The sequence below is a fragment of the Paenibacillus sp. J5 genome, assembly GCF_054955055.1.
Genome location: NZ_JBUEDD010000017.1, coordinates 1 through 12032, shown reverse-complemented (window position 1 = coordinate 12032; position 12032 = coordinate 1). Strand labels below are relative to the sequence as shown.

The 12032-nt window shown below is 54.9% G+C and carries 9 protein-coding genes and 7 tRNA genes; 2 read left to right on the top strand and 14 right to left on the bottom strand.

Features of this window, described 5'->3' with window-relative positions:
- Positions 1-418: 418 nt before the first annotated feature.
- From iolG to iolD, 6 genes are all read right to left on the bottom strand, one after another.
- Positions 419-1465 carry an inositol 2-dehydrogenase gene (iolG, locus tag ACY1JZ_RS24315; protein WP_462631309.1) on the bottom strand — a complete coding sequence of 349 codons (1047 nt, stop codon included), beginning with the start codon at positions 1463-1465 and terminating at the stop codon, positions 419-421.
- A 211-nt stretch (positions 1466-1676) separates the two neighbouring features.
- Complete coding sequence (locus ACY1JZ_RS24310; protein WP_462631307.1) at positions 1677-3131, bottom strand: CoA-acylating methylmalonate-semialdehyde dehydrogenase; 1455 nt, start codon at positions 3129-3131, stop codon at positions 1677-1679.
- Positions 3128-4141: a 5-dehydro-2-deoxygluconokinase gene (gene iolC / locus ACY1JZ_RS24305; protein WP_462631305.1), complete on the bottom strand. Its 1014-nt coding sequence runs from the start codon at positions 4139-4141 to the stop codon at positions 3128-3130. The genes ACY1JZ_RS24310 and iolC overlap by 4 nt, the downstream gene beginning before the upstream one ends.
- On the bottom strand, positions 4138-4971 hold the full coding sequence (iolB, locus tag ACY1JZ_RS24300; protein WP_462631303.1) for a 5-deoxy-glucuronate isomerase: 834 nt from the start codon (positions 4969-4971) through the stop codon (positions 4138-4140). The genes iolC and iolB overlap by 4 nt, the downstream gene beginning before the upstream one ends.
- Positions 4972-5212: 241 nt before the next feature.
- Positions 5213-6115, bottom strand: coding sequence for a myo-inosose-2 dehydratase (gene iolE / locus ACY1JZ_RS24295; RefSeq protein WP_462631302.1), 903 nt, complete (start codon positions 6113-6115; stop codon positions 5213-5215).
- A gap of 39 nt (positions 6116-6154) precedes the next feature.
- Positions 6155-8020 (bottom strand): 3D-(3,5/4)-trihydroxycyclohexane-1,2-dione acylhydrolase (decyclizing), encoded by a 1866-nt coding sequence (gene iolD / locus ACY1JZ_RS24290; RefSeq protein WP_462631300.1) that lies wholly within the window; start codon positions 8018-8020, stop codon positions 6155-6157.
- Between the two features lie 541 nt (positions 8021-8561).
- Between iolD and ACY1JZ_RS24285 the strand changes: the two genes are divergently transcribed.
- Together ACY1JZ_RS24285 and ACY1JZ_RS24280 are read left to right on the top strand one after the other, a co-directional pair.
- On the top strand, positions 8562-9830 hold the full coding sequence (locus tag ACY1JZ_RS24285) for a copper amine oxidase N-terminal domain-containing protein (RefSeq protein ID WP_462631299.1): 1269 nt from the start codon (positions 8562-8564) through the stop codon (positions 9828-9830).
- A gap of 124 nt (positions 9831-9954) precedes the next feature.
- A complete protein-coding gene (locus ACY1JZ_RS24280) occupies positions 9955-10239 on the top strand; it encodes a TM2 domain-containing protein (RefSeq protein ID WP_462631298.1) in 285 nt (94 codons plus the stop codon).
- A gap of 272 nt (positions 10240-10511) precedes the next feature.
- Here ACY1JZ_RS24280 and ACY1JZ_RS24275 read toward each other — a convergent pair whose 3' ends face one another.
- The 8 genes from ACY1JZ_RS24275 to ACY1JZ_RS24240 form a co-directional block, all read right to left on the bottom strand.
- Positions 10512-11111, bottom strand: coding sequence for a restriction endonuclease (locus tag ACY1JZ_RS24275; protein WP_462631297.1), 600 nt, complete (start codon positions 11109-11111; stop codon positions 10512-10514).
- Between the two features lie 266 nt (positions 11112-11377).
- Positions 11378-11451: transfer RNA gene (locus ACY1JZ_RS24270), tRNA-Gly, on the bottom strand.
- Between the two features lie 9 nt (positions 11452-11460).
- Positions 11461-11537: transfer RNA gene (locus tag ACY1JZ_RS24265), tRNA-Pro, on the bottom strand.
- A gap of 20 nt (positions 11538-11557) precedes the next feature.
- Positions 11558-11634 (bottom strand) — tRNA-Arg (locus ACY1JZ_RS24260).
- 3 nt (positions 11635-11637) lie between these two features.
- Positions 11638-11712, bottom strand: a tRNA-Gly gene (locus ACY1JZ_RS24255).
- 6 nt (positions 11713-11718) lie between these two features.
- Positions 11719-11806 (bottom strand) — tRNA-Leu (locus ACY1JZ_RS24250).
- 13 nt (positions 11807-11819) lie between these two features.
- Positions 11820-11892 (bottom strand) — tRNA-Lys (locus ACY1JZ_RS24245).
- A 19-nt stretch (positions 11893-11911) separates the two neighbouring features.
- Positions 11912-11987, bottom strand: a tRNA-His gene (locus tag ACY1JZ_RS24240).
- Between the last annotated feature and the right edge of the window lie 45 nt (positions 11988-12032).

Sequence of the window (12032 nt, the reverse complement as noted above, 5' to 3'; positions counted from 1 at the left end):
GACCGATTCCCACCATAGTTCTCATATAAATAAAAGGAATCGGGCTTTAAAAGCAATCGGAAGAACCCTCTGTCCCGTAGCGTCTCATCTCGGCCCAAGTCAAGCACTGATTTCTGGTTTGAGCCCGAAAATCGATGTCATACTACCAGTGCGTGTCTGAAAACTCTGAACGGATCAGATCTGGTCTTCTGTCGAAAAAAAACTAGGGAGGCTCATGAGAGCTCTCCCTGAATGACGCGCTTATCTTATGCGATGCTTATTCTATGAACCATAGATGACCGCGTGTGTTCAGACCTAGCACTTGCTTTACACAGGTGATGCAGCCTTCCACTATACAGGCTCCAACTGCAAGCTGAAGGCTTGCCAGCGCATCACAATCACATATGCCCCGCCACGCCCGCTGCCTGACGCTTGCTGGCTATTCCTGCGCCCACTGCTGCTGTTGCAGCGCAACCTCCAGCTCCTGCAGGGCGACCGGCCGCCGCTCACGCAGCGAGAGCTTGGCGGCGTGAGCGATCAGCTCCGCCTGATAGCCATCATACGCGCTCACCGGAACGTCAGCTCCACCAGCTATCGCCTGCACGAACGATTCCAGCTCCCGCACATACGCCCCGGTGTACCGCTCCAGGAAGAAATAAAGAGGCTTATCGCGGTAGACGCCTGCCGCAGTGTGCAGCTCCGCTGTATTCGGTGTATCGTTCTGGATGCTCAGACATCCCTCCGAGCCGAACACCTCGACACGCTGATCATAATAATGCGCCTTGCGGCTATTGTCGATGACTCCCAGTGCACCGCTCGCGAAGCGCAGGGAGATCGTCGCCGTATCGATGTCGTCATGCTTCGCGAAGACCGGATCGATCAGCACCGCGCCTTGAGCGTATACCTCGACGACTTCACTGTTCATCATGAATCGCGCCAGATCAAAATCATGGATCGCCATATCGATGAACAGCCCGCCTGAGCTGGCGATATACGATTCTGGCGGCGGCTCCGGGTCGCGCGAGGTGATGCGCAGCAGGTGCGGCTCACCGATCCGTCCTGCGCGCACCAGCTCCTGCACACGGCTCATATTATGATCGAATCGGCGATTGAAGCCCGTCTGGAACTTCAGCCCCTTCGCCTTCACCAGCTCCACAATCTGTGCCGTCTCACGCAGATTGAAGCTGATCGGCTTCTCGCAGAAGATATGCTTGCCTGCCTGCAGCGCCTCCTTGATCAAGTCAATATGCGTATCAGTGGGCGAGCAGATGAGCACCGCCTCAATCTCCGCATCGTCCAGTATGTCCCGATAGCTCCCGCTAACGCGCACCCCTGGCAGACCGCTAGCGTCTGCCCAGCTCTGGAGCGAATCCGGATACAGATCCGAGATCGCCCGCACCTGCGCCTGCGGCAGCCCCCTCATATTCTCGGCATGCAGCTTACCGATTCGTCCTGCGCCTATAATTCCAAGCTTCACTTGCTTCATCTGCCTGCCGTCCCCTCTCCTCATCATGCTCCAGCCTTATGCTGTTTCAAGCTCCATATCACTCGAAAACAATCCTTCCAATAACCCATCTACAGAGACGGCCACCGCTCTGCGGAACAATCGTGTCCGTCGCCTTCGACTCCTTATTGTGCCGCAGCCATGTTCGGTTGCCCCTTGCGATGCCAGCGTACTTATGTCAAGACTCTACATCCTAGTACCGTGCGACAACCATCTTCTTCCGAGTGAAAAACTCCACGCCATCGCGTCCATTTGCGTGCAGGTCGCCATAGAATGATTTCTTATATCCAGAGAACGGGAAGAACGCCATCGGTGCCGGAACCCCGACATTAACACCCAGCATCCCCGCATCGATCGTCTCACGGAACGTGCGCACCGCACTCAGGCTCGTCGTATACAAGCAGGCTCCATTAGCGAACTCTGAGCCATTCGTCAGCTCGATCGCCTCTTCCAGCGTCGCCACACGGACAATCTGCAGCACCGGAGCAAAAATCTCGTCGCGCCAGATTGTCATCCCAGGCTGCGCATGATCGAAGATCGTCGGCCCGACGAAGTACCCTTCTCCCTGGCTCGCCTCGCACTCCCGGCCATCGAGCAGCAGCTTCGCCCCCTCCTCGATGCCGCTACGAATATAGGAGGCGGTGCGCTCCTTATGACCCTCGCGAATGACCGGCCCGAGGAAGTTGCCTGGCGTCAGTCCGCTGCCGATCGATAGCCCCTTGGCCGCCGCAAGCAAGCGCTCCGTAAGCTCATCCGCTGTCTCGCCTACAGCCACCACGACCGAGCATGCCATACAGCGTTCGCCCGCAGAACCGAAGGCCGCATTCGTGATCTCCTTCACTGCCAGCTCCAGATCAGCATCCGGCAGGACGATCGAATGGTTCTTCGCTCCGCCCAGCGCCTGCACCCGCTTCCCATGAGCTGCTGCCGTCTTATACACGTATTCAGCCACCGGCTGCGAGCCGACGAAGGAGATCGCCTTCACATCCTCGTGCTCCAGCAGCCCGTTCACGACCTCATGAGCGCCATGCACGATGTTGAACACACCATCCGGCAGCCCCGCCTCCTGCAGCAGCTCAGCCAGACGGCATGCCAGCAGCGGCGTCCGCTCCGATGGCTTGAGTACGAACGTATTGCCGCAGGCAATCGCGAGCGGGAACATCCAGCATGGCACCATCATCGGGAAGTTAAACGGCGTAATGCCGCCGATGACCCCGAGTGGATAACGGTACATTGAGGATTCCAGCCCCGTCGCAATATCTGGCAGCGTGCTCCCCATCATCAGGCTTGGCGCGCCCGCAGCGAATTCGACACATTCAATGCCGCGCTGTACCTCACCCTGCGCCTCCGCCAGATTTTTGCCGTTCTCGATCGTGATCAGCTTCGCCAGCTCATCCCAATGCTTCACCAGCAACTGCTGGTACGCGAACATGATCCGTGCGCGACGCGGCACGGGCACGCGGCTCCATTCTTGGAATGCTGCCTGAGCCACCGCTACAGCCTGCTCTACATCCGCTGCCGTAGACAACGGCACCGTTGCAATCACCTCGCCTGTAGCCGGATTAACCACCTGCTCGGTACGGCTTGTGCCAGCATCCGTCCATTTTCCTCCAATATAGTTCTGCACCGCTCTTACCTCTGCTGTCATGGTGTCTCCCCCTCTTCACTACTGAACTCTGCAATCAACGCATCGATCTGCTCCACCGTCGGCATCGCATCCGAGCAGCTATGGCTGGACACGACGATCGACGCTGCCGCGCTGCCATACTGCTGGCAAGCCTCCAGTGGTCGGCCATGCATCAGGGAGTAGATGAAAGCTCCTGCATAGGCGTCGCCTGCTCCGAACGTCTTCACCATCTGCTTCGCCGGGAAAATACCGCCCCGATGGCTCACCCCATCGGGTGTGAATACAACCGAGCCGTGCCCGCCGTGCTTGACCACCACGAGCTGTGCTCCTTGCTCGAACCAGTGCCGTGCCGTCGCCTCATCCCCCTCGCCCCTTGGCCCGGAGGTTCTCTCCAGCAGGTCGAACTCCTCGCGCCCGCCAAGCAGAATGTCGCACTGCGCTGCCGCCAGGTTGCAGTAGATACTCGCTTCATCCAGCGACCTCCAAGTGAATGCGCGATAGTCGATGTCGAGGATCGTCACCGTCTTATGCTTGCGCGCATAGGCCAGCGCCTGGAATACCGCCTCGCGCGACGGGCTTTTGGCAAGCGCCGTGCCGGAGATCAGCAGCGCCCTGGACCTCGCAATCATCTCCTCCTGCACTTCATTGGGCCGCAGCTCCAGATCAGCCGCGTGCTCACGATACATCAGAATGCTGCAATCGGTCGGCGACTTGATCTCCGTAAGCGCTAGCCCAGTCACTGCGCCGCTGTCATCCGTCACGATATTGTCAGTGCGGATGCTCATACGCTCCAGATACCCACGGATGAACCGTCCAAGCGCATCATCAGCGATCTTGCCGATGAAGCCCGTGCGCATGCCGAGCCGTGCCAGCGCAATTGTAATATTGGCAGGCGAGCCGCCGACATATTTGGTGAAGGTGACCGTCTCTTCCATCGGACGGTTGCGCTCATTGGCATTCAGATCGACACAGACTCTGCCCAGCGCCACAAAATCCAGCTCCCGATGGTCAGGAAACACGATGCCGTTCATTTCTGCTCCTCCTTGGTCGGCGCTGGCGGCATCAGCCACTCATGAGCCGGATCATTGTAAAATTTCCATGTACGGATCGGGCCGGCCATGACATTGAGATAATACAGGTCATAGCCCGGCGGCGCTGAGACTGGATGGAAGCCCTTGGGCACCAGCACCACATCTCCGTCTCGCACGGTTAGCGTCTCATTCAGCGGCTCAGGATCATCAATCGTGTAGACACGCTGCACAGCGAATCCGCCTGCCTGCTTCACCCGATGGTAGTAGGTCTCCTCCAACTGCGACTCGTTGGGCAGATTGTTGCGGTCATGCTTGTGCGGTGGATAGCTCGACCAATGGCCGCCTGGTGTGAACACCTCGACCACAAGCAGACAATCAGCCAGCTCCTGCTCGGGCAGAATGTTATGAATATGCCGTTCCATATTGCCATAGCCGCGCCGCTCAACCCCCACCTGCTCAGGACGGATCACCCGAGCTGCATAGCTGCCCTTGCCCGGAGCCGAGCAGAGCGCGACCTCCATATCCGTCCGTGCTTGCAGATGAAGCTCATCTCCCGGAGGTACATAGACGCTAAATGGCGGTATTTGCTCGAATATGCTCATTCGCTGGCCGATCTCCTCACATGGCAGCTCGCGGGTCGACACCTCGCCCCGGCCAGAGAGCACAACCAGACAATACTCTTTATCCTCTGTCTTTCTGCTCAGCCGCTGTCCAGGCTTCAGGCTGAACACCTCAAAGCCGACATATGCCCAGCCAGCCGACTGTGGCGTAATCTCCAGTACCTTCCCCTCATGATCCGGCTGTCTCGTTGGTACAATAAGCTCTGCCATCTTCATCCTCCTGCATGAACCTCGTATTAGTTGACTCTATTCTCCGTACATATCAAAGACCGTGAGCCTTTGATTCATCGTTGGGACCCGTTGCCTTCGGTCGGCTCGTCATGCTCCTGTCACCCCATCGTCATGGTCGCATCAGCCAAGAGCGCACTCTTCCTAGAGTGTGGCGTTCGCCCGATTCTTCTTCCGATAGAATCAGGCTCCACACTGCCTTCGTCTTTATCGTATCTGTAGCCTATTGCGAGCCTGCTCCAGCCGCCTGCTCGATGTAAGCCAGCGATTTCTTCGCATATTCATAGGGATTAGCCACCGCAGGGTCTTGCTCCGCCTCAATAATCATCCAATCGTCGTATCCCAGCTCGCGCAGCTTGGCGAAGATCGGTACGAAATCAATCGCCCCATCGCCTGGCACCGTGAACACGCCCTCAATGACCGCAGTCTGGAACGGAATCCCGTCACGCTCCACCCGCTCCAGCACCTCCTGCCGGACGTCCTTCAGATGGACATAGCCGACCCGGCTGCCATGTCGCTCCAGCAGCTCCAGCGGATCGCTTCCGCCATAATACGCGTGACCGGTATCATAGAGCAGCGATACCAGCTCGGGGTCCGTCGTGCGCATGAGGCGATCGATCTCCGCGCCCCGCTCCACATTCGTGCCCATATGGTAATGATAGACCAGCTTCATGCCATACTCGCGGCAGATCGCCCCCGCCTGATGCAGCCCCTCGACCATATGGCCCCATTCCTCATCCGTTAGCGGCAGCACCGTGCGCTCTGCACGGTCGCGCCGCGGATCGCCGATAATCGAGCCGCCCAGCTCGCAGGTCACGACGACCTTGCTGCCCATCTCATGCAGAAATTCAACATGGCTTCGGTATGCTGCCAGCTCCTCCGTCCGGCGTGACGGATCGGAGAACAGCACGCCCTTCCACTGCGAGGTCAATTGAATGCCGCGCTCCGCAAGCGCCGCCTTCAGAGCCTTGGCATCCTTGGGGAATTTGCGACAATTCTCCGTCGCCGCAAAGCCCAGCGATTCAAAATCCTTCATTAATTCCTCAAATGTATAATGATCACCCAGCTCCAGCACATCCTCGTTCACCCAGTTAATCGGTGAAATCCCCAGCTTCAAGCTTGCCATCGCCTGCCTCCTCTATCCATTGATTCGTCTACAGGTATATTAAATCGGTCGTACCTGCTTCAGCCGCTCCTCCTGCTCCTTCGCAGCGCTTAGCACGGCCTCGCTTTCCGATACCTCAGCAACCCCTACTCGCCACCATGACTCATAATCTCCAGTATTCGTACCCGGCAGCACCTGCACCTCGATCAGCGTCGAGCCTGGCTCCACCTTCGCCAGCTCCAGCGCCGCACGCAGCTCCTCGACTGTCTCGGCGCGATAGGACGCAACCCCCAGCCCCTCGGCGATCAAGGCAAAGTTGACGGGTACATAGCCTCCTGTCAGCCTCCCGCTATCCTCCGACCGGAAGCGGAACTCATTGCCGAAGCCAGAGCTGCCATGACCTCGTTGCAGGTTATGAATACATTGATAACCGTGATTGTTCAGGAGCACGACCTGAATCTTCCGCCCCTCCTGGATGCTGGTCAACAGCTCCGAATGAAGCATAAGGAAGCTGCCATCTCCTACAAGTGCATAGACCTCGCGCTGCGGCTCCGCCAGCTTGACACCCAGCGCACCTGATACCTCGTAGCCCATACAGGAGAAGCCGTATTCCATATGATAGGTTTGCGGCTGCTCGCAGCGCCAGAGACGATGCAGATCGCCAGGCAAGCTCCCGGCTGCGCAGACGATGACATCGTCCTCACCCAAGAAGCGATTCAGCTCGCCCAGCACTCGCGTCTGCGCCAGCCCATCCTCGCGTTCGACTCCATACAGCCGTTCCACCTCGGCATCCCACTCCTGCTTCAGCGCCTGCAGTTCTCCACTAGCGTATCCCGCCTGATACCCCCGCTCTGCCAGCCTCGGAGCAAGCGCTTGCAATGCTTCCTTCGCATCAGCAACCAGCCTGGCAGCCTCCAGCTTGATCGCGTCCAATTCGCTGACATTAATAGACAGGAATTCGACCTGCGGATTGCAGAAGGCGCTCTTGGAGGCCGTAGGGAAGTCTGCCAGCCGTGTACCGACACAAAGCACCAGATCCGCCTCCTTCGCCAGCTTGTTGGCGGCCAGCGAGCCGGTGACCCCAACAGCGCCCATGTATAATGGATGCTGCCACGATACCGCGCTTTTGCCTGCCTGTGTCTCCGTCACCGGAATACCGAATCGCTCTGCAAACGCTCTCAACTCCGATTGCGCACAAGAGTAATGCACGCCTCCTCCTGCAATGATGAGCGGGCGCTTCTTGCCCGTAATAAGCTCTGCTGCACGCTCCAGCGCAGCTCTCCCTGGCAGCCTCCGGTCAATGTGATGGACACGCTTGCGGAAGAAGCTCTGCGGATAGTCATACGCCTCACACTGCACATCCTGTGGCAGCGACAGCGTCACCGCACCAGTATCCGCCGGATCGGTCAGCACCCGCATCGCCTGCAGCGCAGCGCTCATCAGTTGTTCCGGTCTAGTGATCCGATCCCAGTAACGGCTGACCGGCTTAAATGCATCATTGGCCGACACCGTATAATCCGCCGGGTTCTCGATCTGCTGCAGCACCGGGTCCGGCTGACGGCAAGCGAAGATGTCGCCCGGCAGGAACAGTACCGGAATCCGGTTCACAGTCGCTGTCCCTGCTGCCGTCACCATGTTGAGTGCTCCTGGTCCGATAGAAGAGGTGCACGCATATATTTCCAGCCGGCTCCGCTGCTTCGCGAATGCCATCGCCGCATGTGCCATACCCTGCTCATTTTTGCCTTGAATGAACGTTAATTGCCCCCTGTCATTCTCCAGCGCCTCGCCGATGCCCGTTACATTGCCGTGCCCGAAAATGCCCATTACGCCCCGCACGAACTTGCTCTCGACACCATCGAGCTCAATGTACTGGTTATCCAAAAAACGTACCAGCGCCTGCGCCATTGTTAGTCGAATCGTTCCCATCCTGCACCTCCCATTAGGGTATGCGCTTAACCAAAAATCAAAAAAATAATGAAAAATCTCTCTTTCTTGCTACAACTGCCGCTAACGTTACATCATCATGCTACCTGATTATCACAATATAATTATCATCGCACGCAACTCCAAGCGCGTGTTGCTTCGCAGCATAACCGCGGTCAGTCGAACCTCAAGCAGTTCGCCGCACTGTGTAGAGAAAGAGCTCCTTCATTTTTCTTCTATTCAATTGGGGTAAGCGCTTTACTTAACTGCATTATAACCGATTCCTCCTCCCATTGACAATAGCTTCCTTGCAAATTCCTTGATGCCAACCGAATACATCACTCACACTCACACTTTTGAAGCGTGGGCTGCTCAAGGGAACCTCACCCCTGACCTTATATAAGTACACATTCGGACAACTGCAACTTTTGGCTGTTATGAAAGTACAATCCTATAGATATGGAGCAAGGAAGGCTCTATAGAAATCTGTGTTTAAAACCTTACGCATTACGCATTACGCATTACGTCCAGGAGGTAGATTAAAATGCTTTGGCGACTACGTCTGCTACTATTCGTCTTCATTGTTGCTCTCATGCTGAATAACCTGTCCATTCCTCATGCCGCGCAAGCAGCAACCCTTCAATCCGAGGTTACCATCCGGGTGAATGGCAAGACTGTCGATATGAAGGAAAGCCCGGCATATGTGGATTCCAAGCTACATCTGACCTATGTGCCACTGCGATTTGTATCTGAAGCCCTTGGGGCAAAGGTGGATTGGCAGAATATGAAATCACCGATCAAGGTCACCCTGACGGAGCCAATTCGACAAGAGATTACGGTGTGGCTAAATCGCAAGCAAGCGATCTTGAACGATGCCACAGTGGAACTTGCTGGCAGTCCGACACTGAACAATGGGCGACTCATGGTGCCGCTGCGTGTCATTTCCGAAGGGCTAGGCGCCAAGGTAAGCTGGAGCTCTATCGGTGGCGGGAGAGGGATTGTGGACATCACAGCGCCTTGGACCGAGCCTGGATTCGATCGCATGACGTACAAGCTGCAGGCGATGCCGGTTCATGTAGCAGGAGTTCGTGGAGATTATTATGGGGATGAGAATGTGACAATAGAGCAGTTGCAGCACTATGATGCTTATCTGGATCAGACAGTTATGCCCCGCATCGCCGCTTGGTTTCCCCAAGTGAACCAGGTTGAGGCCAAACCGCCCTCCATTATCGTATTATCCACTGCCGACAGCCTGCGCACATGGACAAGCAAGCTCTGGCTGGCCTACTATCCCGAGCATTATGCAACGTTCTACTTCGAATCCAATGTCATTCTATTAACCTCGCAGTTCGATCGTTCAACGGAAACGATGCTCACGCTAGCTGCTCATGAGTATACCCATTGGCTGATGCGTCATGCGTTCGGCAGTACGAGCAAGCTTCCCGTCTGGCTAGATGAGGGGATCGCTCACCATGTCGCCTGGGCCATCAGAGAGCAACGAACAGACTGGAACACCGCAATGGCTGCGAGCAGTTGGGAGGACATCGCACAGTCCAACACGGAAGTGCCTGAGCTATGGACATACACAAATCAGGACAGTTGGATCATTGCAGCCACTCAGATGCTTATCCAAGCTTACGGCTACGACAAGCTCGCTCGCTTCCTCTCTCTAACAGCCAGCCAGTCAGCAGAAGCAGCCTTCAAGCAAGCCTTTGGCATCACACCAGACCAGTACCAGCAGCTATTCGACCAAGAGGTGGCGCGTCAGCGTCATCTCTTGGTTTCTTTCGATCAGATCCCCTCCCCCTTCTGAGCCAGCGAGAGGATCATAATTCTATTTATAAAATTTATTATATTTATAGGCAGGAATTCTCAAAAAAATAGAGAATTTCAATATGGTTATTATTACCTACGTCCGAGAGGGGCTTTTATGAATTATGAACCAATACCAACCGCCTAACCATCAATCTTCTCCGCAAGCTGTTCCTCACATTATTATTAACAATGGCCCGTATCCCTATCAGCCCAAAAGCACTATTGTTGCCTTGCTGCTATGCTTTTTCTTAGGGGGATTCGGCTTCCATCGGTTCTATGTGGGCAAGGTTGGCACAGGACTTCTTTACTTTTTCACGCTAGGTCTCGGTGGAATCGGAATTCTGTTCGATTTCATTATGATATTGATTGGCTCGTTCAGGGACAAAGCAGGATACCCCCTGCAGTAAACGCCTATTTTCAGAATGCATACAAAACAAGCACGACATGAATGCGATGAGGATGTAACGCATTGTAAAACTTCTATGCCCATCTCTGCCCCATGGGACAGAAGGAGAGCCCTGGGTCACACACCAGGGCTCTTTCTAGCCATTGCGCCTCATCCGCTAAAACATAATGGGAATTAAATACAAGGCTTAATAAAACAACTGTAATAACAAATCTAATGCACTTCACTTTGCCGCCTCCTAATTATTCTTCTTTTTATTACTTATAGAGAGCTTCATACTGCCTTCGCCTGGCTCTTGGCTTTACCGGCTGACTTCATTCTTAATATCATTTCAATAAGCTCTTCGCGATTAATCAGCCTGACAGAGTTCGATTTCGCCAGTGTGTAAGCTTGCTCGGTATAGTCCGCATTTGTAATCACCCAAGCCTCTGACGCACCATAATAGGCAACGGAGGTCTGTACCTCCTGCACTGCCTTAACCCCTACATTCTTGCTGTAGCGTTTGGCCTGCACAGCAATCTTTTTCCCATTCTTCAGGAGGATCAGATCCGCTCCGTAATCCCCCGCCGCTGGCGTGAGATTTACCTGATAACCCATTCGAGTGAAGAGCTGCACCAAGTATTTCTCGAATTGCCGCCCTTCCATCTTGTCAATATCATCGATTCTGGAGCTGCGCAGCCTTTCCTTACGCTGTTGTTTTATTGCGTAACCTATGACAAAGAGCAAACCTATGTAAGCCCCTGTAATCACTCCTGTTACCTGAAAGGACTTACTCAAGTAATATGAGAACCACGCTACAAGCAAAACCGATGCTTTTAAGAATGCATCAAGTGCGTCCTCCTGCTGCCGCTTCTTACTTCTACGTCTTGCCATGAATACAACCCCTCCCCTTTTATGACAATATTCTACAACATAGGAGGATAGTCCTTCCTGATTGGCGAAATATGTTACTTGGGAGGGATGTTTGTTGGATTTTCGGAATTGAAGAGATGATTTATTCAGTTATAGTAAATTCAGCACTTCATAGCGGCTCTGCGGGAGGACGTCAAGCCGGAGTTTCTTAATTTGTTCTGTCGTTTGTCGAATTTTGCGCAAAGAAAAAACCCTTGCGCCACAAGGGTTTCAGACGTTTAATATTCTGGAGCGGGTGATGGGAATCGAACCCACGCTATTAGCTTGGAAGGCTAAAGTTCTACCATTGAACTACACCCGCAACATATGATGGTCGGGACGACACGATTTGAACATGCGACCCCCTGGTCCCAAACCAGGTGCTCTACCAAGCTGAGCTACGTCCCGAAGACAATCATGGATGTAAATGGCGTGCCCTGAGAGATTCGAACTCCCGACCTTTTGATTCGTAGTCAAACGCTCTATCCAGCTGAGCTAAGGGCACATATGGAGCGGAAGACGGGAATCGAACCCGCGACCCTCGCCTTGGCAAGGCGATGCTCTACCGCTGAGCCACTTCCGCAAGTTATGGTGCGGTCGAGAGGACTCGAACCTCCACGGGGGGTTAGCCCACACGGACCTGAACCGTGCGCGTCTGCCAATTCCGCCACGACCGCATATTATGAAGCATGAGACATGTAGGATTCGAACCTACGACACCCTGATTAAAAGTCAGGTGCTCTACCAACTGAGCTAATGTCTCACAGTTGGTAAGATTATTATGGGGCGATCGATGGGACTTGAACCCACGAATGCCGGAGCCACAATCCGGTGCGTTAACCCCTTCGCCACGACCGCCATAATACTGGTGGAGGATGATGGATTCGAACCACCGAACTCGTC

Coding starts and splice junctions, on each gene's coding strand:
- ACY1JZ_RS24275 (WP_462631297.1), bottom strand. CDS start 11,111: ATGGCAAGACGTAGAAGTAAGAAGCGGCAGCAGGAGGACGCACTTGAT.
- ACY1JZ_RS24280 (WP_462631298.1), top strand. CDS start 9,955: ATGAACCAATACCAACCGCCTAACCATCAATCTTCTCCGCAAGCTGTT.
- iolE (WP_462631302.1), bottom strand. CDS start 6,115: ATGGCAAGCTTGAAGCTGGGGATTTCACCGATTAACTGGGTGAACGAG.
- iolC (WP_462631305.1), bottom strand. CDS start 4,141: ATGAACGGCATCGTGTTTCCTGACCATCGGGAGCTGGATTTTGTGGCG.
- iolG (WP_462631309.1), bottom strand. CDS start 1,465: ATGAAGCAAGTGAAGCTTGGAATTATAGGCGCAGGACGAATCGGTAAG.
- iolB (WP_462631303.1), bottom strand. CDS start 4,971: ATGGCAGAGCTTATTGTACCAACGAGACAGCCGGATCATGAGGGGAAG.
- ACY1JZ_RS24285 (WP_462631299.1), top strand. CDS start 8,562: ATGCTTTGGCGACTACGTCTGCTACTATTCGTCTTCATTGTTGCTCTC.
- iolD (WP_462631300.1), bottom strand. CDS start 8,020: ATGGGAACGATTCGACTAACAATGGCGCAGGCGCTGGTACGTTTTTTG.
- ACY1JZ_RS24310 (WP_462631307.1), bottom strand. CDS start 3,131: ATGACAGCAGAGGTAAGAGCGGTGCAGAACTATATTGGAGGAAAATGG.